Annotated in this window: 21 protein-coding genes and 1 tRNA gene; 8 read left to right on the top strand and 14 right to left on the bottom strand. The window is 57.7% G+C overall.

What is annotated here, in order from left to right; translation table 11 throughout:
- Nucleotides 1–221: 221 nt before the first annotated feature.
- Together lacG (AAAX34_RS05775) and AAAX34_RS05770 are read left to right on the top strand one after the other, a co-directional pair.
- A complete protein-coding gene (gene lacG, locus AAAX34_RS05775) occupies nucleotides 222–1,670 on the top strand; it encodes a 6-phospho-beta-galactosidase (protein ID WP_082437840.1) in 1,449 nt (482 codons plus the stop codon).
- Nucleotides 1,671–1,846: 176 nt separating this feature from the next.
- Nucleotides 1,847–3,607 (top strand): PTS lactose transporter subunit IIBC, encoded by a 1,761-nt coding sequence (locus AAAX34_RS05770; RefSeq protein WP_349110382.1) that lies wholly within the window; start codon nucleotides 1,847–1,849, stop codon nucleotides 3,605–3,607.
- Nucleotides 3,608–4,020: 413 nt separating this feature from the next.
- Here AAAX34_RS05770 and AAAX34_RS05765 read toward each other — a convergent pair whose 3' ends face one another.
- A complete protein-coding gene (locus tag AAAX34_RS05765) occupies nucleotides 4,021–5,022 on the bottom strand; it encodes a LacI family DNA-binding transcriptional regulator (RefSeq protein WP_349110381.1) in 1,002 nt (333 codons plus the stop codon).
- Nucleotides 5,023–5,305: 283 nt separating this feature from the next.
- Here AAAX34_RS05765 and AAAX34_RS05760 point away from each other — a divergent pair, with 283 nt between their 5' ends.
- The 3 genes from AAAX34_RS05760 (at nucleotide 5,306) to AAAX34_RS05750 (ending at nucleotide 10,181) form a co-directional block, all read left to right on the top strand.
- Nucleotides 5,306–7,084, top strand: coding sequence for a PTS lactose transporter subunit IIBC (locus AAAX34_RS05760; protein WP_349110380.1), 1,779 nt, complete (start codon nucleotides 5,306–5,308; stop codon nucleotides 7,082–7,084).
- A gap of 76 nt (nucleotides 7,085–7,160) precedes the next feature.
- The gene (lacG, locus tag AAAX34_RS05755; protein WP_349110379.1) at nucleotides 7,161–8,582 is read left to right on the top strand and encodes a 6-phospho-beta-galactosidase; all 1,422 of its coding nucleotides are present in this window, start codon (nucleotides 7,161–7,163) and stop codon (nucleotides 8,580–8,582) included.
- Nucleotides 8,583–8,948: 366 nt separating this feature from the next.
- Nucleotides 8,949–10,181: a Fic family protein gene (locus AAAX34_RS05750; protein ID WP_117743264.1), complete on the top strand. Its 1,233-nt coding sequence runs from the start codon at nucleotides 8,949–8,951 to the stop codon at nucleotides 10,179–10,181.
- 107 nt (nucleotides 10,182–10,288) lie between these two features.
- Here AAAX34_RS05750 and AAAX34_RS05745 read toward each other — a convergent pair whose 3' ends face one another.
- Entirely contained in the window at nucleotides 10,289–11,053 is a 765-nt protein-coding gene (locus tag AAAX34_RS05745; RefSeq protein WP_233505086.1) for a DeoR/GlpR family DNA-binding transcription regulator, read from the bottom strand.
- A 205-nt stretch (nucleotides 11,054–11,258) separates the two neighbouring features.
- Here AAAX34_RS05745 and AAAX34_RS05740 point away from each other — a divergent pair, with 205 nt between their 5' ends.
- Nucleotides 11,259–12,311: an aldose epimerase family protein gene (locus AAAX34_RS05740; RefSeq protein ID WP_349110378.1), complete on the top strand. Its 1,053-nt coding sequence runs from the start codon at nucleotides 11,259–11,261 to the stop codon at nucleotides 12,309–12,311.
- Nucleotides 12,312–12,637: 326 nt separating this feature from the next.
- On the opposite strand, the gene AAAX34_RS05735 is transcribed toward AAAX34_RS05740, so the two are convergent.
- On the bottom strand, nucleotides 12,638–13,147 hold the full coding sequence (locus AAAX34_RS05735) for a PTS sugar transporter subunit IIB (RefSeq protein ID WP_349110377.1): 510 nt from the start codon (nucleotides 13,145–13,147) through the stop codon (nucleotides 12,638–12,640).
- Between the two features lie 180 nt (nucleotides 13,148–13,327).
- On the opposite strand from AAAX34_RS05735, the gene AAAX34_RS05730 reads away from it, so the two are divergent.
- Nucleotides 13,328–13,403: transfer RNA gene (locus tag AAAX34_RS05730), tRNA-Thr, on the top strand.
- A gap of 208 nt (nucleotides 13,404–13,611) precedes the next feature.
- Here the strand turns inward: AAAX34_RS05730 and AAAX34_RS05725 are convergent.
- The 3 genes from AAAX34_RS05725 to AAAX34_RS05715 all read right to left on the bottom strand — a co-directional run bounded on the left by AAAX34_RS05725 (nucleotide 13,612) and on the right by AAAX34_RS05715 (nucleotide 16,159).
- Nucleotides 13,612–14,085 carry a YhcH/YjgK/YiaL family protein gene (locus tag AAAX34_RS05725; protein WP_117743267.1) on the bottom strand — a complete coding sequence of 158 codons (474 nt, stop codon included), beginning with the start codon at nucleotides 14,083–14,085 and terminating at the stop codon, nucleotides 13,612–13,614.
- Nucleotides 14,086–14,282: 197 nt separating this feature from the next.
- Nucleotides 14,283–15,218, bottom strand: coding sequence for a hexose kinase (locus AAAX34_RS05720; RefSeq protein ID WP_117564754.1), 936 nt, complete (start codon nucleotides 15,216–15,218; stop codon nucleotides 14,283–14,285).
- A gap of 59 nt (nucleotides 15,219–15,277) precedes the next feature.
- Nucleotides 15,278–16,159 carry an aldose 1-epimerase family protein gene (locus AAAX34_RS05715; protein WP_349110376.1) on the bottom strand — a complete coding sequence of 294 codons (882 nt, stop codon included), beginning with the start codon at nucleotides 16,157–16,159 and terminating at the stop codon, nucleotides 15,278–15,280.
- A 157-nt stretch (nucleotides 16,160–16,316) separates the two neighbouring features.
- Here AAAX34_RS05715 and AAAX34_RS05710 point away from each other — a divergent pair, with 157 nt between their 5' ends.
- Nucleotides 16,317–16,901, top strand: a complete 585-nt coding sequence (locus AAAX34_RS05710; protein WP_316365481.1) for a flavodoxin domain-containing protein — start codon at nucleotides 16,317–16,319, stop codon at nucleotides 16,899–16,901.
- A gap of 75 nt (nucleotides 16,902–16,976) precedes the next feature.
- Here AAAX34_RS05710 and nagA read toward each other — a convergent pair whose 3' ends face one another.
- From nagA to AAAX34_RS05670, 8 genes are all read right to left on the bottom strand, one after another.
- A complete protein-coding gene (nagA, locus tag AAAX34_RS05705) occupies nucleotides 16,977–18,146 on the bottom strand; it encodes an N-acetylglucosamine-6-phosphate deacetylase (RefSeq protein WP_022094606.1) in 1,170 nt (389 codons plus the stop codon).
- A gap of 117 nt (nucleotides 18,147–18,263) precedes the next feature.
- A complete protein-coding gene (locus tag AAAX34_RS05700; RefSeq protein ID WP_316365479.1) occupies nucleotides 18,264–19,430 on the bottom strand; it encodes an SIS domain-containing protein in 1,167 nt (388 codons plus the stop codon).
- A gap of 114 nt (nucleotides 19,431–19,544) precedes the next feature.
- Complete coding sequence (locus AAAX34_RS05695) at nucleotides 19,545–20,276, bottom strand: GntR family transcriptional regulator (protein ID WP_117806791.1); 732 nt, start codon at nucleotides 20,274–20,276, stop codon at nucleotides 19,545–19,547.
- A gap of 185 nt (nucleotides 20,277–20,461) precedes the next feature.
- Nucleotides 20,462–21,544 (bottom strand): PTS system mannose/fructose/sorbose family transporter subunit IID, encoded by a 1,083-nt coding sequence (locus AAAX34_RS05690; protein WP_022094609.1) that lies wholly within the window; start codon nucleotides 21,542–21,544, stop codon nucleotides 20,462–20,464.
- Entirely contained in the window at nucleotides 21,534–22,334 is an 801-nt protein-coding gene (locus AAAX34_RS05685) for a PTS sugar transporter subunit IIC (protein WP_022094610.1), read from the bottom strand. Before AAAX34_RS05685 ends, AAAX34_RS05690 begins: the two co-directional genes overlap by 11 nt.
- A gap of 90 nt (nucleotides 22,335–22,424) precedes the next feature.
- Nucleotides 22,425–22,907 (bottom strand): PTS N-acetylgalactosamine transporter subunit IIB, encoded by a 483-nt coding sequence (agaV, locus tag AAAX34_RS05680; RefSeq protein WP_117716286.1) that lies wholly within the window; start codon nucleotides 22,905–22,907, stop codon nucleotides 22,425–22,427.
- A 36-nt stretch (nucleotides 22,908–22,943) separates the two neighbouring features.
- Nucleotides 22,944–23,225, bottom strand: a complete 282-nt coding sequence (yajC, locus tag AAAX34_RS05675; RefSeq protein ID WP_117583566.1) for a preprotein translocase subunit YajC — start codon at nucleotides 23,223–23,225, stop codon at nucleotides 22,944–22,946.
- The gene (locus AAAX34_RS05670) at nucleotides 23,225–23,668 is read right to left on the bottom strand and encodes a PTS fructose transporter subunit IIA (RefSeq protein WP_195535136.1); all 444 of its coding nucleotides are present in this window, start codon (nucleotides 23,666–23,668) and stop codon (nucleotides 23,225–23,227) included. The genes yajC and AAAX34_RS05670 overlap by 1 nt, the downstream gene beginning before the upstream one ends.
- Nucleotides 23,669–23,818: the final 150 nt, after the last annotated feature.

Here is a 23,818-nt window from a genome sequence, read left to right as displayed (position 1 = left end):
CCGCTTACCGAACAAATACAACCGTTCGCGGCTGTTTGAAGTTGTTTTGTTTCTATACATCCCAGCCGGATGTTAACGTGCTCATTGTCAAATGTTCACGTGCTCATTTTGGTTCTAATCATTTTAAGATAGTGTTTATCGGGCTTTTTCACCGCTGAACGCTAACCAGGGAGCCTCCTGAGCGCAAACGCACAATATCGAACAGCGAGACGAGAGGGTGTATGCATATGTCTTTGCTAAACCGCGTACAGCAGCTGCCGAAGGGCTTTGTTTGGGGCGCCGCAACCGCCGCGTACCAAACGGAAGGTTCCACGAAGGTGGCAGGCAAGGGTAAGACCATGTGGGACGATTACCTTGTCGCCCAGGGTCGCTTTTTGCCCGACCCGGCCAGTGATTTCTACAACCGCTACGAGGAGGATATCCGCCTTTCTGCCGAGCATGGACTCAACGCCATCCGTGTGTCCATCGCCTGGACCCGCATCTTCCCCAACGGCGACGATGCCGAGCCCCTCGCCGAGGGCGTTAAGCACTACCACGAGCTGTTCGCCTGCTGCAAAAAGTATGGCGTCGAGCCCTATGTGTCCCTGCATCACTTTGACTCCCCCGCCGCCCTGTTCAACCAGGGCGACTGGCTCAACCGCAAGACCGTCGACGCCTATGTGCGCTATGCCGAGTTCTGCTTCCGCGAGTTCCGCGAGGTCAAGAATTGGTTCACCATCAACGAGCTCATCAGCCTCTCGCACTCCCAATACATCCAAGGCAACTTCCCGCCCAACCATCACTTTGATGTGACGAGCGGCATCCAGAGCCAGCACAACGAGCTCGTTGCCCACGCCCGCGCCGTCAACCTGTATAAGGATCTTGACGAGACCGAGCACCTGGGCGGACGCATTGGCATGGTCAACGTCCTGACGCCGGCATATCCTGCCACAGACTCGCCCGCCGACCAGCACGCCGCCGACCTGTACAACGCCTTCTACACCGACTTCATCATGGACGGCGCCTTCCTGGGTCACTACTCCGCGCGCACCCTCTCACTCATCAACGAGATTCTGCGTGCCAACAACGCCACGCTTACGGTTGAGGACAGCGACATGGAGGAGCTCGCCAAGGCGGCGCCCCGCAACGATATGTTCGGCCTCAACTACTATCAGTCGGCGTTTATCGCCGCCTACGATGGCGAGTCCACCAACAGCTTTAACGGCACCGGAGACAAGGGCACCTCGTGCTTTAAGTTTAAGGGCGTCGGGCAGCAGGTCGATATGCCGGGTATCCCCACCACCGACTGGGATTGGCTCATCTACCCGCAAGGCCTCTACGACACGCTCAAGCACATCAGCGCCACCTATCCCAACCTCCCCGTCATCTATATCACCGAAAACGGCCTGGGCCACAAGGACCCCGAGCCCGACGCAAACGGCATCGTCGCCGATCCCGAGCGCATCGACTTTGTCGACCAGCACATGGAGAAGGTGCTCCGGGCGCGCGCCGAGGGCGTCGACGTCCAGGGCTACTTTATCTGGAGCCTGCAGGACCAGTTCTCGTGGGCCAACGGCTATAACAAGCGCTACGGCCTGTTCTACATCGACTTCGACACGCAAAAACGCTACATCAAGCAGTCGGCACTCTGGTACAAGGAGCTCGCCGACACTATGGCGGACGCGCAGTAGCGCATCGCCTCGCTTTCCCCCGAGAGGGGAGCGGCCCTATGCGATACAAACCCAGCCGCTCCCCTCTCTCCCCCTGGGACCGACCCCGCCTGCACCCGGGCTTTTAGCAAGCGGGAGACCATATAGGTTTTCAACGTCCATGCCATTAAGATTTCATGCAAAGAGGAGCGTGAACTATGGAATCGATCGTTAAGTTCTTGGAGAAAGGTCAGCCGTACTTCGACAAGGTCTCTAAGAACATCTACCTTCAGGCCATTAAAGACGGCTTTTTGGCAGCAATGCCCATCATCCTGTCTTCTTCTGTCTTCCTGCTTATTTCGACCCTGCCGGGCGTTGTCGCCACGGTCGGCGGCTTTACGCTGCCCGACTGGTGGAACGTCGACGTCGTGAACTTCTGCAACAAGGTTTACAACTTCACGATGGGCGTCGTGGGCATCATGGTCGCCGGCACCACCGCAAGCGCGCTGACCGGCTCCAAGAACCGCCGCATGCCTGCCGGCAAGGCCATCAACGCCACGAGCACCATGGTCGCCGCCATGTGCGCTATGCTCATCTTGGCCGTTACCCAGACGAGTGCCAAGATCGACGGCGCCGATGTCTCGGTGTTCTTTACCGACAACATGGGCACCAAGGGCCTACTGAGCTCCTTTGTCGCCGCATTTGCCACGGTCAACATCTATGCCTTCTGCATTAAGCGAGACATCACCATCAAGCTGCCCAAAGAAGTCCCCGGCGCCATCGCCCAGAACTTCCGCGACATCTTCGCCTTCAGCTTCTCCATCCTGTTTGTCGCCGTCATCGACGTTATCTGCCGCACCTGCTTGGCCGTCCCGTTTGCCAACGTCATCTCCACGCTGGTGAGCCCGCTGTTCGCCGCTGCCGATTCCTACGCCGGCCTCGCCCTCATCTGGTTCATGATCCCGCTGTTCTGGTTCATGGGCATCCACGGCCCCTCGGTCGTTAAGCCTGCCCTCAACGCCGCGCTGTTTGGCAACATCACCACCAACCTCGCCACGCTGCAGGCCGGCAGTCACCCCGCCCTCGCCCTGACCGAGAACTTCGGTAACTACATCGGCGAACTCGGCGGCACCGGCGCCACGTTCATTGTCCCGATCATCTTCCTGCTCTTTATGCGCTCCAAGCAGCTCAAGGCCGTCGGCAAAGCCTCTGTCGTACCCGTGATGTTCGCCGTCAACGAACCGCTGCTGTTCGCCGCGCCCATCATCCTCAACCCGTACTTCCTGATCCCGTTCCTGTTTGCCCCCGTGGCCAACGTCCTCATTGGTAAGTTCTTCATCGACTTTTTGGGCATGAACGGCTTTATCTATGCCATGCCGTGGGCACTCCCCGGACCGATCGGCACCTTCATCGACACCAACTTCCAGCCGATCTCTCTGGTCCTGGTTGTCGTCCTGCTGGTCGTTGACTTCTTAATCTACTACCCGTTCTGCAAGGCCTACGACAACGTCCTGTGCAAGCAGGAGGCCGAGACCCTGGCCGAAGAAGAGGCCGAGGAGACCAAGGCCGTCAAGACCGCTGCCGCCCCCGCCGTTGAGGCTCCTGTTGTCGAGACCGCTTCTGCCACTGAGGCCTCCGCAGCTCCGTCCGCCCTTAAGGGCAAGGATCTGAGGGTTCTGGTTCTGTGCGCTGGCGCCGGCACCTCTGCACTGCTCGCCAACGCGCTTAAGGAAGGCGCCGACGAGCTGGGCATCGACATTACCGCCAACGCCGGTGCCTACGGCAGCCACTACGCCATCATGGACCAGTACAACGTCATCGTCCTGGCTCCGCAGGTTCGCACCTATTACAACGAGATGAAGGCCGACACCGACCGCCTGGGCATCACGCTGCTGTCGCCCAAGGGCAAACAGTACATCGACCTCACTAAGGATCCCAAGGGTGCCGTCGCCTGGATCGAGGAAAACCTCGAGGCATAAGACGCTGACGCCACCTGCCGCTCGCAGAAAAAAAATGGCCCGTGCATCGATGCGTGATGCGCGGGCCATTTTGTTTAGACCGTACCCGTCCTCCTGTTCATCTTAATCTGTAACATCTAGCCGAGTTTTTGGGTCCCAGCTGTTACAGATCGAGGTGAGCGCACAGGCCAAGCCAAAAATCTCAATCTGTAACATGTAGACCGCTTTTGACCGCTTAGATGTTACAGATCGAGACAAACAGATGGGTCAATCCAATCAATCTAGATCTGTAACACCTGGCTGGTCATTTCACTCCTAACTGTTACAGATCGAGACAAAGATGATGGCTGGGTAGACAAAATCTCAATCTATAACACCTAGTCGAGTTTTCGGGTCCCACCTGTTACAGATTTAGACGAGCAGGCCGAGCACGTCTACGCCCGCAGATCCCTTACGCTGGAACGCTCGACCAACACGCCCGAGACGAGCGTACGACTTCTGGAGCTCGGGGCTTCCAGACCTGCGACGACCTCGTTAAGCGCACGGATGCCCAGTTCGCGGTGGCGAAACTTCACCGACGTCAGAATCGAGTTGGGAATCGTCTTGTAGAGCTCATCGTCGAAGCCGATCACGGACACGTCGTCGGGCACATTGAGCCCTTTGTCACGTAGAGCCATCATCACGCCGTTTGCCATGCAGTCGTTAGCAGCGAGGACCGCCGTGCAATCGGGCTTATCGGCAAGCACAAGGCCCGCGGCATAGCCACTATCCGCATTCCAATCGCCTTGCAGAGGCTCGGGCGGCTCAATGCCACGTGCCTCGAGTGCCGCTCGCCAACCTTTCATACGGCACTGGCTCGACAGTGACTCTTTCTTACCAGAGACGAAGTACACGTTCTTGTGCCCGTGGTTCAAGAAGTACTCGCACGCCATGCGCGCGCCGCCCTCTTGGTCGTCACTGACGGTAGAGCAGGTAGGATGTTCCATCGGTGTGATAATCACCGTCTTGAGGTCTTTCGGCGCCTCAAAGGTATCAAAGTCATCGACCATCTGGCGCAGGTTGAAAATCATGCCGTCGACGGGGAGCTGCGACATCCTACGCGCCGCTTCGGCAAGGGTCATCTTCTCCCCCGCCCGCTTTTTGATCATCGTAAGAGCAAAGCCTCGCTCTTCGGCGGCATCGGCGATACCGTCGATCATGTCCACGGCACCGCCCGACAAGTGGAACAGCACGACGCCGATGCACCCGTAACGGCCCAACTTGAGCGAACGCGCGGCAAAGTTGGCTCGAAACCCGAGCGCCTCCATGGCCGAATGAACCTTATCGCGTGTCGACTCTCGCACGCTATCGGGCTCGTTAATCACGCGCGAAACCGTCTTGAGAGAAACACCAGCGGCAATCGCCACATCATTCATTGAGACATTTTTCTTGTCCATCGTTGCCACTGCTTCTCCAGTCGGTTTTACATCGCTTGTTTTTGCGTTCTAGCATACACTACCTGCCTGACTGATAAATCAACCGTTTACCGAACAATATCGACCGCTCACCCGTATATCCTTGTTGCTCTTCCAAAAATGTCTTACGTTGTCATTAACGAAATGACAACGTTGTCATTTCGCAATGCCTTCCTTAAGCAGGAAGGTTTCCGGGCAGTCCTGACCATCCATCGACGACCAGTTCCATCCACATGCATCGCGCATCAAGCAGCAAAGGAGCTCTATGGACGCCATCGTAAAGATGCTCGAAAAGCATCAACCGTTCTTTGAGAAGATCTCGAGGAACATCTACCTCCAGGCCATCAAGGACGGATTCCTTGGGTGCATGCCCATTGTCCTCACCTCTTCGATCTTTCTGCTCATTGCCACCCTTCCCGGCGTTGTCGGCATCACGCTGCCCCAGCCGCTCATCGACTGGTGCAACAAGCTGTACAACTTCACCATGGGCGTCATGGGCATCATGGTTGCCGGCACCACTGCCAAGAACTTCACGGCATCCATGAACCGTCGTATGCCCGCCGGCAAAGTGCTCAACGACGGTTCCACCATGGTGGCCGCCCAGTGCAGCATGCTGCTGCTCGCAGTCACGCAGTTCACCACCAAGTTCAACGGCTCCGAACTTTCGGTCTTCGATTGCACCAGCATGGGCACGCGCGGTCTGTTCTCGGCCTATATCGCCGCGTTCATTACCGTGTGGGTCTACAAATTCTGCGTCTCGCGCGATCTGACCATTAAGCTGCCCAAGGAGGTCCCGGGCGCCATCGCTCAGAACTTCCGCGACATCATCCCCTTTGGCGGTGCTGTCATCATCTGCGGCATCGTCGATGTCGTTGTGCGCAACCTCATGGGCGTTCCGTTCTCCGAGTTGCTTATCAAACTGCTCTCCCCGCTCTTCACTGCGGCAGAGACCTACCCCGGACTCATCCTTATTCAGGCGGCCACCGCGTTCTTCTGGTTCATCGGCGTCCACGGCCCTTCGATTGTCCAGCCGGGCATCGACCCCATCCGTCTTGCCAACCAGGCCGAGAACCTGCAGGTTCTGCTGGCCGGTGGCCACCCCGCCCACTCCCTCACCTTTAACATGTCGCTCGTGGGTGAGTTCGGCGGCACCGGCGCCACGTTCATCGTGCCGCTTCTGCTGATTCTCTTTATGAAGTCCAAACAGCTCAAAGCCGTCGGCAAGGCCTCGATTGTTCCTGTTGCCTTCGCCGTCAACGAACCGCTGCTCTTTGGCGCGCCGATGATCCTTAACCCCTACATGCTCATCCCCTTTGTTGCCGCCGGCTGCGTCAACGTGAGTGTTGCCAAGTTCTTTATCGACAACGTGGGCATGAACGGCTTCTCCTTCGTGGTGCCTTGGGCTACCCCTGCCCCCATCGGCATCTTCATCACTACAAACTTCCAGCTTATCGCCCTGGTATTTGTCGCGATCATCATCTTGCTGGACGCCATCATCTACCTGCCGTTCTTGAAGGCATACGATAAGCTGCTCTGCGACCAGGAAGCCGAGCGCGCCGCCGAGCTGGGTCTCGAGTCCGATGGTGCTGCCACCATCGCCGCCAGCACCTCTGCGCCCGCTGTCGAGCAGGCCACCGCTGCCGTCGAGCCGACCGCCGCTGCCGCTGACAGCAAGCCTGTCGCCGATCAGCCCGAGCCCGCTGCCGATGCATCCGCTAAGAAGGATGTCGACGGTCTGAAGGTCCTCGTCCTGTGCGCCGGCGCCGGCACCTCTGCCATGCTTGCCAACGCCATCAAGGAAGGTGCCGCGCAGACCGGAGAGAACATCGCTTCCTCCGCAGGCGCCTATGGCCAGCACACTGCCATCATGGATCAGTACGACGTTATCGTGCTTGCCCCGCAGGTCCGTAGCTACTACAACGACATGAAGGCCGACACCGATCGCCTGGGCATTAAGCTGCTCGCCCCGCGCGGTAAGGAATATATCGACCTTACTCGCGACCCCGCTGGCGCCATCAAGTGGCTCCGCGAGAACCTCGACTAGGTTCCTCCCTCTGTTGGTGCCCGGATCCCCAGTTCGGGCACCTCTCCCTATTCGAATCCCACAGAAAGGATGACTCATGACCAACCCCATGCAGTTCCCCGACGGCTTTGTGTTTGGCGGCGCCACCGCTGCTTACCAGGTTGAAGGCGAGACCCGCACGCACGGCAAGGGCAAAGTGCCCTGGGACGATTTCCTGGCTGCCCAGGGTCGCTTCTCCCCCGACCCCGCAAGCGATTTCTACAACAAGTATCCGGTCGATATCGACCTGTGCCAGCGTTTTGGCATCAACGGTATCCGCGTCTCCACCGCTTGGAGCCGCATCTTCCCCAACGGCACTGGCGAGATCAATCCCGAAGGTGTCGCCTTCTATCACGAGCTTTTCGCCACCTGCAATAAAGCCGGCGTTATCCCCTATGTCACGCTCGATCACTTTGATACGCCCGAGGCCTTTTACCAGAACGGCGGCGAGGGCTTCCTGACGCGCACGACGATCGACGCCTTTGTCGAGTACGCCAAGTTCTGCTTTGCCGAGTTCACCGAGGTCAAACACTGGTTTACCTTTAACGAGATTCCCGCGACCGCCGAGGGCAGCTTTATCGTCGGCAACTGGCCGCACGGCGAGAAGTACCGCCTGGACAAGGCCTTCCAGCTCATGCACAACATGATGGTGGCCCACGCCAAGGCTGTCGTCGCCTTCCATGAGGGCGGCTTTGAGGGCGAGATCGGCATTGTCCAGAACCTGGAGCCCAAGTATCCCCTCGACCCCAACAACGCCGCCGACTGCGAGGCAGCTCGCATGGCCGACGTCATCAACAACCGTTGGGTACTCGACGCCACCTTCCGCGGCCACTATGCAGCCGATACCATGGAGGCTGCGACCAAGCTGACTCATATCGCCGGCGGTGAGCTCGACGTCCGCGACGAGGACATCGCCGTGCTGACCGCCGCGCTCCCCTACAACGATTGCCTGGGCGTCAACACCTACAAGTGCCAGTTCCTGCGTGCCGCCGAGGGCGAAAACGACATCAACCACAATGGCACCGGCGACAAGGGCTCCTCGCGCTGGTTCCTCAAGGGCGTGGGCGAGTCATGCGTGCGCGAAGGCATACCCACCACCGATTGGGACTGGATCATCTATCCCGAGGGCCTCTACGACCTGCTGCTGCGCATTAAGAACGATTACCCCAACTACAAGAAGATCTACATCACCGAGAACGGCATGGGCTATAAGGACGACTTCGAGGACGGCTTTATCGACGACGCCCCTCGTATCGACTACATGCGCCAGCATCTCGCATGGATCCTCAAGGCAATCGACGGCGGCGTAAACGTCGACGGTTACTTTGTGTGGTCGCTGCAGGACCAGTTCTCATGGACCAACGGCTATAACAAGCGTTACGGCCTGTTCTACATCGACTTTGAGACCCAGAAGCGCTATCCCAAGGCGAGCGCGTACTGGTACAAGAACGTCGCGGAGACCGGCCTGCTCATGGCCTAATTCAAGCCGTATACCCCCTGTCGGCCGCATGTGAATTCCTCCACGGGTTCGCATGCGGCTTTTTTGTTTTGGTGGGCCCGAGTGGATCATTCGTCTCGATCTGTAACATCTAGTCGAGTATTTCGGCCCTAGCTGTTACAGATTTAGACGAACGGGCGGCCCGGGCCGAACAATCTCGATCTGTAACATGTAGACCACTTTTGACCGTCTAGATGTTACAGATCAAGACAATAAGATAGTCAAATCCAAACTTTCCAAGCAGTTATGAAGCATGGTTTCTAGTTTTCGGTATCACGAACATACTTTCGGTATCATTTAATGGTATTATGATATCGAAAGTATGTTCGTGATACCGAAAGGAGCCGCATGCGCCAGTTCGATTACACCACAGTCCCAGCGGAACTCGAAGCAACTCCAATCACCAACCTCCTCCTCTCGATACGCGAGCATAAAGGCCGACAGCTTGCTCTGAGTCAAGTCAAACCCGAACTTCTATCGTCCCTTATGGAGGAAGCTAAAATCCAAAGCACCCAATCCTCCAACGGACTTGAAGGAATTGTTACCACCCAAAAAAGACTCAAAGCGATCATGGCGTATTCCGCCAAGCCAAGCTCCCGCGCAGAGGAAGAAATCGCTGGATACCGAGATGTGCTGTCGCTTATTCACGAGCAACACGATTCCATTCCCGTAACGCCATCGGTCATTCTGCAGTTGCATCGTGACCTCATGGTACACACAGCAATCTCGTATGGGGGCCATTGGAAAGATAGCGATAACGAAATCATCTCAATCGACGATCAAGGCAATCGATTTGTGCGCTTTAGGCCGCCTTCGGCCCTAGCAACCCCCGGACTTATCGAAGAAGCCTGTCGGTCCCTCAACGACGCCTTATCTCGTCAAGTTTGCGACCCCCTCCTTATATCATTCCGCTTCATCTTCGATTTTGTCAGCATTCATCCCTTCAACGATGGCAATGGCAGGATGAGCCGGCTCCTTACAACGCTGCTACTCGAAAAGACTGGATACGACGTTGCGCGTTACATCAGCATCGAACGACTTATTGAAGACAACAAGGCGCTCTACTACAACGCCCTCGCTGCAAGCTCCGCTGGATGGAATGAAAATCAAAACACCGAAGCACCCTTTATCCGTTTCATGCTCGGAACAACCCTGGCCGCCTACCGACAGCTCGAGCAGCGTACCTTAATTGAATCAAGCACTCGTCCCATGTCGAAGCAAGCGCGCATCGCCGTTCTATTTCAACAGAGACCCGGTGTCATTAAGAAATCCGACATCCGATCCAACTGCCCCGATATCAGCGAGGTTACCGTTAAACGAACCCTCGGTCAGCTTGTTAGTTGCAGCGCAATCGAAAAAACAGGAGCGGGTCGTTCGACGGGCTACATACTCAAAGACGTCCATGCTCTAGAACTATTCTTGCAATCCACATTACCCGATAGCGAGGCCGCAATAACAAAAGAGGCTCCAAAGGATAAGCTCCTTGAACGTGTAAACCACGCCGAGGATGAAAGCAGAGAGGGGCTCTATGAAGACTACGATTCATTCTCAAGGGACATAAAGACGAAATACGGAGTCTAGTCATATCCCAGAATAGCCTCATCCTTGTTGCCCAAAGTTATTTACGCGTCATTGTAAAGCGGTACCCCCGCGCCGGCAGGGGGCAGATGTATCGCTTGCAGCGCTAGCTAGCAAATGACCTGCGTGAGTTCCTCGATGGCGGCGCGATCCTCGGCGGCGATGCCCGGCTCGCACACCACGGCGTCCAGGCTGTCCAGACGGCAGAAGGTGTAGAAGTCGCGCTTGCCGATCTTACTGGAGTCGGCGATCAGATAGCGCGAGTCGGCCTTGCTAAAGGCGAGCTGCTGGATACGACCCTCATCCATATTAGACGTAGACACGTCGCCATCCAGAATGCCGTTGGCGCCGATAAACGCCGCGTCGATACCCAGCGCACGCAGGGTATCCTCGGCCGTTGGTCCCACAAAAGCGGCGGTACGGCGACGGTACATGCCGCCCACTAGGCACAGGTCGCAGTCCTCGCGCGCCTCGAGCAGGTTAAACACCGAAAGCGAATTGGTCACGATGCGCAGACGAAATGCCGGCAGCATCGAGGCCATCTGCTCAACCGTGGTGCCCGTACCCAAAAAGATGGTCGAGCCCTCCTCGATGAGCTCCACGGCGCGGCGCGCGATCTGCAACTTTTCCTCGGCATGCTTGGTGCGCTTTTCGCTGTGCGAATACTCATGGCGCAACATAGCATGTGGACGGCCCTGCGCACTGCGGGCTCCACCGTGCACGCGCTCGATCTCGCCCAGGCTCGCAAGCTCCTCGAGATCGCGGCGGATCGTCATATCCGAGACACCCAGTGCATCCGAAATCTCCTTGACCGAGACCGTGCCCTGCTCCTCGAGCAGCTGACGAACCCTATCCTGTCGCTCTGCCTTAATCACGATGAATCCTCGCCGTTCTATGCGTGCATATCATTCAAACAGTAACGAACAAATTGTATCAGACCCGTGCGTGTCAAAAATGAACGCCCGTACAGCTCAATCATCACTTTTTTGAGAAAAATACCCCCTGCTTTAGTGGGGTGTAGTGATAATCTCGCCTGTTCGCGCTACAGTTTGTCGGAAATACCTCGATGTTAGGAACCAAATGATCACTTCCGAGCTTTTCGGCACCGCGCCGTGCGGTACCCCCGTTCATCGTTACACCCTCAACGGGCCCGAGATCTTCGTTCGCATTATGGACTTTGGCGCCACCGTGCTGGGCATCGACGTGCCCGACATCCCCGGCAACGTGCGCGATGTGGTGCTGGGCTTCGATAAGCTCGAGGATTACTTTGACAACCCCGCCTGCTTTGGCGCGACCATCGGCCCCGTGGCCAACCGCACTGCGGGTGCCACGATCACCATCGCCGGCACGGACTGGCATATGCCGGCCAACGAGGGCGTCAACAACCTGCACAGCGACCTTGAGCACGGCCTGCACAAGCGCGTGTGGGACGTTGAGCTCGACGAGGTCCACAATGCCGTGCGCATGACCACCTCGCTTGAGGACGGTGAGCTGGGTCTTCCCGGCAACCGCACCTTTACGGCCGTGTTTACCGTGACGCGCACCGGCTGCTTCCGTATCGAATACGGCTGCGAGAGCGACCGCGCCACCTACGTGGCCATGACCAACCACACGTACTTTAACCTTGCCGGCCATAACGCCGGAATGGACTGTGAGCACTTCTTTGTTGCTAACGCTGCCCACTACCTGCCCATCAACGAGCAGAACATCCCCACCGGCGAGATTGCTCCGGTCGAGGGCACGCCGTTTGACTTCCGTGAGCTGCGCCCCATCGCGCCTGGCATGGAGGCCGACGATCCGCAGATTAAGCAGGCACGCGGCTACGACCACTGCCTGTGCATCGACGACTATCAATACGGTCGCAACCTGCGCCGCGCCCTGCATGTCGAGGAGATGTGGACCGGCCGCGAGCTGGACTACTACACCACCGCCCCGGGCGTGCAGCTCTACACTGGCAATTGGCTGGGCGACGAGCACGCCAAGGACGATGCCAACTATAGCTGGGGCGCCGGCTTTGCCCTCGAGGCAGAGATGTACCCCGACACGCCGCACCAGCCGCTGTTCCCGCAGGGCATTGTGGGCCCGGGTCACCCATACAGCAATGTGATCGAATACCACTTTATGAGGCACTAGGCCCACAACGCGACATATTGCACAGCAACGCCCGCCGGCACCACCGCCGACGGGCGTTTTTTCATCTTTTGGGCTCAATTTCGCTGTGACTGTATGAGCGACATATCAAAACTATGCCCATTTACTACGTTTAGCCCGGGATGCTCGACCATGCACCGGTTTTTGCTAAATTCGCGAGCCGCCTACCTGCGGTTTTGTTTTTCTCAAATTCGACATGCTCGGCGATAGCCGATCAAACGTAGTAAATGGGCATTGTTTTTGACAGGCAGCATCGCACGCGTCCCTCGCAAGGGCAAAATGATTCGTTTTTCTCCGTCCCTAAGGGATCAGTTGAACAGATTGCCGATGGGGTCGGGATTGGAGCTGGGGAGATAGCGGATTTCTAGTTCTATGCCGAGCTTTTGCAGCTCTTTGAAGGCGGCGACATCTTCGCCGTCTACGGCGACTGCGGGCGTTATGGGGTGCTTGCCCTCCCCTGCCTGCATGTGACCGATGCTGATCTTGGTGATGGGCACGCCGCCCTTAACCAGCGCGAGCGCATCGGCGGGTGAGGCCACCATGATCTGAATCAACTGGCGCGGCGTTGCGGTATGAATGATGTCGATGGCCCTTTGCACCGAGAAAAACCGCGTCCACACGCCCTCGGGCGCCGCGACCCTCATAGGCGCCCACTTGCGCGAATCAGCCGCAATCTTGTCGTTGACGATCAGGACAAGGTTGGAACCCACAGCCTCGTTCCACAGTTCAACGTCTTGCCCGTAAATAAACCGGTCGTCGATACGCGTCAGGAGAATCTTGGGCTGAGCCATCGCCGCCTCGTTTCGCTCGACATCCATACGATCTGGACGCCAGCAGCCAACTCAGCAGCAGGTCAAACGCCAAATGGGTGCCACAGACATCACGCTTCTAATATTAGTGCATTTAAAGTGAGAAAAGCCGTCAGAACCCTTGCGCGGATGTGCGATGTCCCGTATCATAGACAGCCGTTGACGCCTCAGTTGCGTCACCACATGGCCGCCAGCGTAGCTCAGTTGGTAGAGCACCGCTCTCGTAAAGCGGGGGTCACCGGTTCGAGCCCGGTCGCTGGCTCCATTGCACAAGATAGCCGCCTTCGGGCGGCTTTTTTGTTGCCGATTTTGAGTGCGCGCCAATCCAAGCATCGCCACGTCGACAGCTCCCCTATTCAAAAACAGAAACCCCGCCAAACGTGATTCCCCTAGGGGAAACACTTTTGGCGGGGTCCTTGCGTGATTTCCCTAGGGGAACCACGCCATCAGACGAACAGCTCAGCCGAGCAGCGCTACTCCTCCCAGTAAGCATCTGCAAGCAGCTTAAAGCAGATCTTCTTGACCGGCTGTGCGCCATCGCCCGGGAACTCGAGCGTGGGCATGTGAGGCTCGCCGGCAACAAACAGCGCGAACTTGTCGTCGGCAAGATCGCCGGCGATCGAAGCGTCGGAATCGACCAGATCGTAGTCGTCCTTCTCGTCAAACTCCTGAACCAACGTCAGGCTGCCCGTGGCAACCTTAAAGGCCTCGCGACCCTCGACATCGATCTGCAGGTCGTGATAGCGCTGATGCGTCTCATAGTGAGCCTCGGCCTCGGGACGCGTCGTGGGAGCCATGACGTTCGCATAGACCTTGTCGCCCAGAATCGGATGGCTGCCGACCTCGAGCTGCGCCGGGTCGTTCTCCTCGAGCCAGTCGATCAGCACGTCGAGGCCCTTGAGCATTCCGCGATACTCCTCGATATCGCCCAATGCACCGTAAATCATCTAAATCCCCTCTCGGATCGTTTCCTTGGCGGCTACTCGGCAAACGCATTACCAAAGCTGTTGCCGCCCACGTACGTCTCGACCAGGGTAAGGTCGGGACTGAACACGACAAAGTCGGAGTCGTGCCCCGGCATAATGCTACTGCACTTGTCGTCGACATGAGCTAGCAAGCGATGCCGGGGCCGCAGCACAAGCTCCTACAGCTCGGTCACGACAACGCCGTTGTAGACCTCGTCCCAACGATCCATGACCAAGTGGCCAGTCATAGGATCCATGGCATTGAGCTTGCCGCAGGTGTTGGCGGTACGCAGCACCGTCTCGTCGTCCGCGCCAGCAGCAATGGCATGCGCGAAGCCAGCGATAGTGGAGTCACCAGAGCCCGTGGCGTTAACGGCAGGGATATCGGGCGTCTTTGCGCGGAACGCACGGCCATTGTGGAAGCCAACGGAGCCGGCAGCGCCCATGGACACGACGACCCAGGGGATATCGGAGAAGCGGGCATCAGAGGCGAGCGCGGCGCGGAGCTCGTCCACATCGTCGGTGGTAAAGCTCGTACCCAAAAGGCCGTTGATCTCGGTCAGGTTAGGCTTGACCAGCTCGGGCTTAATTTCGGACTTAAGGGCGGCCTCGAGCGAAGCACCCGAGGTATCGAGCAGCACCTTGGCGCCGGCGTTCTCGGCAATGCCCGTGATCTTGGCATAGTAGTCTGCCTCGACACCGCGGGGCAACGAACCCGAGATGGTGACGACGTCGGCCTTGCTCGCAAGCTCGGCGAACTTTGCGGTAAAGGCATCGAGCTCCTCGGGGGCAATCGTCGGGCCGCTCTCGAGCAGCTCGGTCTGGTTGCCGGCGTGGAGGATGTTGAGGCAAATGCGAGTCTCGCCCTTGATGGGCACAAAATCATTCTTAATGCCGTTAGCGTCCATGAGCTCGGCCATATAGGCGCCCATATGGCCACCAAGCAGGCCGGTTGCCACAACATCGTCGCCCAACTGACCAAGGACGCGGGCTACGTTAAGGCCCTTGCCGCCGGCGGTCTTTTCGGGCGTCACACGGTTGACGTCGTCGATGACGAGCTCATCGAGCTGATAGCGCGTATCGACAGACGGGTTCATCGTAACGGTGAGGATCATTTTTAGCTCCTTATCTCGCAGGCTCCTTGTGCCTCGCGATACGAGTCGACAAAACGGAATTACAGAATCTCAATCGTGAACGAGCGAACGACGGTCTCCTTGGGCTTGGCGATAAGGCAGCCGCGCTTGTGCTCAAGCACGTCGTCCTCATCGGAGCAGGTCGAAAGGCCGCCCCAGGGTTCAACTGCCACAAAATCGCCCTCGGGCTTGCTCCACACAATGAGATATGGGAAGCCCTCAAAGCTCAGGCGGACGCCCTTGTCCTCGCCCTTTTTGGAAAGCGTGACCTGACGGCTCTCGAGCACGTCAAAGATGGTCTCCGCAAAATCGAAGAGCTCGTGCGACAGAGGCAGCGTCTTTCCCACCATGGGGTTCTTGGAGCGGTTTGCCACGTCAATCAAGCCAGTCGAAGGGACAGCGGTGCAAAGCTCCGCAGCCTCGTCTTTCTCAAAGCGCAACTCGTAGTCCGTATAGGCCTCGCCCTCATCGAGCGGACACCTAAAGCCGGGATGACCGCCGATAAAGAACGGCATGTCCTCGGTACCCTCGTTGGTAACCTCATAGGCGACACGCACGGCGGCGTCCTCAAGCGTATAACGAGCGACAAGCTTAAACGGGTACGGATAATCGCTCAGCAGCGCGGCGTTATCCTCCGAAGCCAGGCACATCGCCAGCTCGTTCTCGTCTTGGCTCAGCAGCTTCCACTCCTGTTTGCGCGCAAACCCGTGGCGAGCGAGCTTCACGTGATGCCCGGCAAACGTCATGGCGCTACCATCGCGCAAACCTCCGCAAATCGGGAAGCAAATCGGTGCTTGGCCGGACCACACGGCGGGATCGCCCTGCCACAAGTACTCGCGACCTCCGGCCTCGATCGAGGTAAACGAACCACCAGCCGTGGACACCTTAATAGAAATCGAATCGTTGGAGAGAGCGTATTCCATTGCCCATCCTTTCGAACAACTGCTTTTTTGCTCGCAAGAACCCGTCTCGGCCCTGACCAAAGGACAAACCCGCACGTTCATCGATGCGTCCGGTATCCCAGCCATGCAACGGGGTACCATACAGACATTGATGCAATTACAGCTGAAAGGCCTTCTTATGCGAACCATCATCCTTTATGCCTCACGCCACCACGGCAATACGAAAAAGCTCGTGGACGCCATCGTCGAGGCACACCCCGAGATCGATACCCTCGACGTCAAGGCGCTCGGTAAAAACGAGTATCCCAACCTGCACGAATATCATCTGATCGGTGTCGCCACGGGCATCTATTACTCCGAGATCGACAAGGACATGGCACGCGTGCTCACTAACGTGCTGCAGCCGCAGGACAAGGTGTTTGGCCTTATGACCTACGGTGGCAAAAACAAGTGGTACGGCAAGGATATCGATGGCATCTGCCGCATGAGGCAGGCCATCTTTATGGGTGTCTACGGCTGCCCCGGCTTTGATACGTGGGGACCGTTCAAGCTCGCCGGCGGTGTCCAAAAGGGACACCCGACCGCTGAGGAAATTCAGGGCGCCGTCGACTTCTTCGACAAGATCGAAGACGAGTATGGCGACATCATCGTCGAAGAGTACGCCAAGCGCGAAAAGCGCCTAGCATACGAGAAGGAGCATCCTGCAGGAGGCTTGGTGGCCGGCGTCAAGCGCACGGCAAAGAAGATCGCTAACAAGCTGTAACTGTAAAGGTGCTTTTGAGCGTTTAACCCATACGGCGGGTCCGAGCAGATTCGGGCCCGCCGTCTTTTTCTATCGTTACTCGGTAAAGGCGTTGCCGACGCTCTGGCCGCCAACATACGTCTCGACGAGGGTGAGCTCATGGTCGAACACGACAAAGTCGGCGTCGCGACCCGGCATGATGCTGCCGCACTTATCCTCGATGTGCGCGGAGCGTGCCGGCACCTCGGTTGCCATGCGAATGGCGATATCGGCGCTGGCGATGCCCCAGTCGACGATATTCTTGACGCCCTGGGCAAGCGTGAGCACCGAGCCGGCAATGCTCTTGCCGTCGGCGAGCCAGCACAGGTTGTCCTTCATGATGACGTCCATGCCGCCACTGGTGTAGCTGCCCTCGGGCATGCCGCCGCAGCCAAGGCAGTCGGTGATGAGCACCGTATGCTGCCAGCCCTTTGCCTGCAGCAGCGCCTTGATGGCAGCGGGGTTTACGTGTTTGCCATCACAGATGATCTCGGCGTAGGTCTCGGGCGTGGACATGGCAGCACCCACGACACCGGGCTCACGGTGATGCAGCCCGCGCTGGCCGTTATAGGTATGCGTAAAGCAGCTGGCACCGGCGTTGATGGCGGCGATGCACTCATCGTAGGTGGCGTCGGAGTGACCGATGCTGGTCACGACGCCCTTGGCGTTCAGAGCAGCCGCATAAGCAGCGGCACCGTCGCGCTCGGCCGCCATGGCGCTCTTAACGATGCGACCACCCGCAGCCTCCTGCCACTGGTCGAAGACCTCCTCGGAGGGATCGATCAGGTAAGCGGGGTTCTGCGCGCCCACATGCTTCATGGTAAAGAAAGGGCCCTCCAGGTAGATGCCCTGAATGCGAGCACCGCAGAAGTCGGGGCCGCGACCCTCGTCCGCCTGGGCGATAGCGGCGCAGGCGTCCTTGATCTGCTCGACGCCATCAGTGAACGTCGTGGGCAGCCAGCTGGTGGTACCGCGACGGGCGAGCTCGGTCGAGCTGATATCGATGCCCTCGGGATCGTTATCGGTAGTTGAGTGGTTGTAGAAGCCATGGATGTGAGTATCGACCATACCCGGCGCGATCCACGATCCCGTGTAGTCCTTAATCTCGCAAGAGGGCTCGTCGGCCTGCCAGGCGCCAAAGACGCCATCCTCGACCATAAGATAGCCGCCCAGTTGCGGGCCTGCCGGCAAGAAGAACTTGTCAGCCTTAATTGCGTACGTGCTCATATGCACTCCTTGCTTCTAAAGCAGTTGACTGTGGTGATGCTTATACCCAGCACACGTAAAACAAAAAGCGCCCGCCCGCCGTTATGAGCGGACGGGCGCCCTTACAGGGGGACGCGATTAAGCGGTGAAGGGGTGAATCGTCACGCCCTTAACCACGCGGTTGACCGTGCCGGTGGGGCTCGGCGTATCGGGCGTGTTGCCCACGCGCACGGAGTTGAGCAGGCTGATAGCCTGGGCAAACATCACGAACGGCAGAGCAAGGTAGCCCTCGGGAAGTGCCTCGTAGCCCTTAAAGGTGAAGGACTCACCCTCATAGACGGTGGCACCTTCCTGCTGAACGGCGACGGTGTGCTGAGCGATCTTGTCGCCACCGATCTCGTTGAGGATGTCGATGTCGTACTGACGGGTGTAGGCGTCGTTGTTGACGAACACGAAGACGAGCGTCTTATCGTCGACGAAGGACTTGGGTCCGTGACGATAGCCCATGGAAGTGTCGTAAGAAGTGGCAACCAGGCCGTGAGCAAGCTCGAGAATCTTAAGCTGGCTCTCCTGAGCAAGGCCGCCAAAGGAGCCGGAGCCCAGGTAGGTCACGCGGTTGAAGTCGCCAGCGAGGTAATCGGCGACCTCGGACTCGCGAGCGATAACCTCCTCGCCCATCTTGGCGATGGTCTCGACCCACTCGGCCTTCTGCTCGTCAGAGGCAGTGTCGAAAATAAGGGTGGAGAGCAGGGTCATGCAGGAATAAGAACCGGTCATGGCGAAGCCCTTGTCGTTGGCGCGCGGAATGAGCAGCGTCAGCGCATTGGGATCATCGGCAGACTCGACGGCGAGCTTGCCCTCGGGAGCGCAGGTGATGTTGAGGAACTTGACGTTGTGGACGAGCTCCTTGGCAACGGCAACGGCGGCAAGGCTCTCGGGGCTGTTGCCAGAGCGGGCAAAGGAAACCACGAGCGTGGGATCCTCGGCGCGCAGGAAGTCGCGCGGAGCGCTCACGATGTCGGTCGTGGCGATGGGCTTAAAGTCGTAGAGATCAGTGTTGCCAGCGTGACGCAGGTACGGGGCGCAGGTATCGCCAACGTAGTCGGACGTACCGGCACCGGTGAAGACAACGGACAGACGGCCCTCGCCCATAGCGCGAGCCTCGGCCAGGAAGGCCTCGATGGCCTCCTTGTTCTCGCGATAGATGTTGAGCGTATCACGCCAAAGCTCGGGCTGCTGAGCAATCTCGGCCGTGGTGATCTGGGCGCCGAGCTCGGTGAGCTCCTCGACACTCTTCTCGAACATTTCTAATACCTCTCTCCAGAAGTAATCCTCTGACGTGCAATTATACACTTCGGTTGGTTATCTGGTAGTAACCAGTTAAATGCAAAGAATCATCATATGGAAACGATGCGGACACTAGTTGCTACGCTGGTGGTAAACCTTGTATTTAAACTGATCGGCACGAGCAACCGAGAGTGTATACTCCACAACCTCGTTTGACTCGTTATACGTAGTCCTGACCAAATCGAGCACAGGCGAGCCCTCGACAATTCCCAAAAGGTGGGCGTCGGTGGGACGGGCTATGCTCGCATAGAACTCCTCTTCGGCCACGCGAATCTTTTGCTGAAAGTCTTGCTCAATCACATCGTAAAGCGGCTTACGCTCCAGCAGTGGTCGCTTTAGGGACAGAAATTGACGAACTGGTAGATAGCTGCGTTCGACCATCATGGGCATATTGTCGGCAGAACGAAGGCGCTTAAGCTTAAAAATGCGATCACCGATACGCAATCCCATATGCTCGGCCAGATTCTTATCGGCCTCCATCTCGCAAAACTCGAGAATCGTGGTCTCGGGGTCGCGACCCATCGCGCGCATCTGCTCGGTAAAGCTGTAGGACTGCATAAGATTGGTTGCCTTTGCCGAACGGTCGGTCACAAAGGTACCGCGACCGTGCTGCCGAACCACCAGTCCTAAACGCTCTAGTTCCTGCAGAGCCAGGCGTACCGTAGTGCGCGAGAGACCATAGCGCTCCGAAAGTTCGCGCTCGGAAGGAATCATGTCACCGGCGCGATATTCATGGTCGATCTTTTCGGTCAGAATATCGACCAGCTGATCGTAAAGGGGCTGTTTGCGCGCTCCGATCGCCATTCTATCCTCCCTTTTGCTCGAATTCGGCTAACTACCTAGGGTGTTAAGCATTATCAGTCTGCAACACCCGAATCATCAAGAAAACAAAAGCCGCGCACTCTTTCGAGCACGCGGCTTTTAACATACACATGGCTTAAGGGGTCGGGGTGTGAGCCGCGTAGGGACACACCCCTCAAGCTAGAGCCTTACCAGATGCTCGGCCAGAGACCAAGCGGGCCAGCGCCCAGGATGCCAAGGACGAAGAGCAGGAGAATGCCCTTGGTCGGGGTCCAGCTGTGCTTAGCGAACATGTAGTAAAGCAGCAGCGTAAGCATAAGCGGGACGAGCTTCGGGACGATGGTGTTGAGGGTGTCGGCAACAGAGAAGTTGACCGGATCCTCGGTAACGGTGCCGTAGGTAACGGACTCCATGCCGTTGCCCAGATCGGTGACGCCGCACTCGACAGCGTTGCCGTCGGCATCGGAAGCGGTGAGGGCGTTGCCGTCCTCATCGGTCATGGCGATGGTACCGGCCTCAGCGGTCTCGGTATCGATGCCCTCCATACCGGTGAAGTTCTCGGCCTCCTTCTCGGAGACGATCACGGTAGTAGCGGAGAGGCCACGGGTGGTGCCGTTGGGGATCTGGAGGTTGATCTGGGTGCCACCCATGGTGACGACCAGGCAACCGACGACGAAGACGCCCATGATGGAAGCGGCACGCGTGAAGGCCTGCATGTTGGCAGTCAGAGCGTCAATAGCGCTGGTGCCAAGCTTGTAGGACCAGTTCATGAGCCAGAAGCGCAGAGCGAACTGGACGACGTTGAAGATCACCAGGAAGATGATCGGTGCAGCGGCGTTGCCGTTGATGGCCATGTTGGAGGTGATGCCGGCCGTGATAGGCACGAGCGTCAGCCAGAACAGAGCGTCACCGATACCACCGAGCGGGCCCATTGCGGCGACGCGGACGGCGCGGATCGTGGGGATGTCAACCTTGTTCTGCTCGAGCGAAAGCACGATACCCATAACAAAGGTGACGAGGAACGGGTGGGTGTTGAAGAACTCCAGGTTGTGGCTCATGGAAGCCGCGAGATCGTTCTTGTTGGTGTGGATCTTCTCCAGACCGGGGATGATGGAGTAGAGCCAGCCAGCGGCCTGCATACGCTCGTAGTTGAACGAGGCCTGCAGGAAGCAGGAGCGCCAAGCCATCTTGTTGAGGGTCTTCTGGTCGAGCTGCGGAGCAGGAGTGAGATCCTCATAGTGCTCCGGGATCACATACTCATTAGATGCCATCTTCGAAGTCACCTCCGTCAGAAACAGCTGCACCCTTCAGCTCGGTCTGCTGCTGGAAGTCCCAGAAAGCGATGCCGAAGCCGATGAGAGCGAGGATGAGCAGAGCAGGGGTTGCCAGCGAATCGTTGGCAACGGTGATGAGCGCGAGGCCAAAGCCCATGAGGAAGAAGCCCCACATATCGCGGTTCATCATAACCTTGAGCAGGACGGCAAAGCCGACGAAGCGCATCATGCCGCCTGCAGCGGACAGACCGGTCTGCAGCCAAGTCGGGATGGCAGAAGCGATGGTCTGACCGATGGTAGCGCCAGCGATGAAGAACAGGGTGACGACGACAGCGAAGATCAGGCCGAGCAGAGCCATGGCGAAGTAGTTCAGGCGCTCGATGCCCTTGGTGTCCGCGTTGTGAGCCATGTTATCGGCCGTGGACATAAGCGGGGACATAAGCGTGAAGACCAGGGTAACGCCAAGCTGGCCAAGCAGAGCGAACGGAATGGCGAGGCCGACTGCCGCGTTGGGCTCGAGGCCCGTGGCGATAGCGAGAATGGCTGCCATGATGCCGCCGATGACGGCGTTAGGCGGCTGAGCGCCTCCGATCGGCATGTTGCCGATCGTCATGAGCTGATAGGTACCACCCACGAGAAGACCGGTGTTGAGGTCGCCAAGGATAAGACCGATGACGGCGCCGGTGACGATGGGCTGATAGAGAGACTCGAGGAAGTCAAACTGGTCGATTGCCGCGATGAACGTAACAACGAAGACCAGAGCGATCTGGATGATCGAGTATTCCATCTTGCTCCTCCTTTCAAAATGTATGTACGCACTTTGGATTTCACGTACAGAATGTCAGGTTTTCATTCCTGACAACGTTGATCATGAGGATTACGAGAAGAGCTTGCTCGTGTCCTCAACAGGCGTGCTCGGAACGCGCCTGATCTCCAACTCCACCCCCAATTCCTGCAGCTCTTTAAACGCAGCGACATCCTCGTCGTTAACTGCGACGGAGGTGGCGACTTGGCGCTTTCCTTCCGACATGTGCATGTTGCCGATGTTTACCTTCTTTATAGGCACACCGCCCTTGACGAGCGTAAGCACGTCTTCCGGTGTTTCGGCCACGATGAAGATCTTCTGGCGCGGGCTCGCCTTGCCAATGACGTCGATGGTCTTCTGCAGAGAGAAGAAACGCGTAGCGACGCCGGCGGGAGCGGCCATCTTCATGAGGTTCTGGCGCATGGTGTTGGTCGCCACGTCATCGTTGGCGACGAGGATGAGGTTGGAGCCCAGAGTGGAGTTCCACTGGGTGGCAACCTGACCATGAACCAGTCGGTTATCGATGCGGGTAAGAAGAATGTTGGGTTCTGCCATGTTGATCAGCTTCCTTTCGATATTTGCTGACGACAGTTACTTGATCTCCTGAATCGCGTAACGCGAAACGTCTACGACGGCTCCGGATCGGACTTTAATCTGGACCTTTTCGCCTTCGATGCCTTTTACGGTTCCGTAGATACCGCCGGCGAAAAGAACCTCCTGACCCGGCTTGAGCTCGGTGTGCAGCTCCTTGAAGTACTTCTGCTTCTTCTTCATGTTGATTTGCGACCAGATGGTGTAAATCAAGCCCATGATGACAAGCAGGCCTAAAAGGGCGACCGAGGAGCTCAAGACGCTGGCTCCGAAATCGGCCATTAGATGCCGTCCTCGTCGCCGAAGATATCCTCTTCCTCGGCACCAGCAACAGAAGCGACCGTCTGGGCGGTGATGCCCGTCTGGCCAACGGTCACTGCCTGCTCGCCAAGCTCGGCGAGCGTGGCATTGCCGCGGAGGAACAGAAGCTCAATAACCATGGGAAGGTTGGTGCCAGTCAGAACCTCGACGTTGTCGACATCCTGGGCAATCATCATCGACTGGTTGAACGGGGTGCCGCCAAGCAGGTCGGTAAAGACGAGCACGCCATCGCACTCCTCGCGCATGGCGGTAATAGCGGCGCGGAGATCCTCACCGTAGGATGCGGCCTGGTCGCCCTCAAAAGGAACGACGGTAAAAGCAGGCTGGTCGCCGGCAACCATAGCGATAGCGCTTGCAAGGCCGGGTGCGAACTGTCCATGACCGGTAAGAATAAAGCCAACCATTCAAATTTCCCTTCCGAAGGTGTGTACGATCTGAGTCCGATGATTTTCGAAAGCCAGCGGGCAATCGCCCTTAAAGCTTCTTGGAAAGCGTTCTTTGAAGACCAGTGGTTTCTAAACTGGTAGTAACCACGTGACGTGTTGTTGTCACTA

The organism is Collinsella sp. CLA-ER-H4 (genome assembly GCF_040092395.1).
Taxonomy (GTDB): domain Bacteria; phylum Actinomycetota; class Coriobacteriia; order Coriobacteriales; family Coriobacteriaceae; genus Collinsella.
Note: the sequence above shows the minus strand (reverse complement) of the source record. Positions and strands in the feature narration are given on the sequence as shown.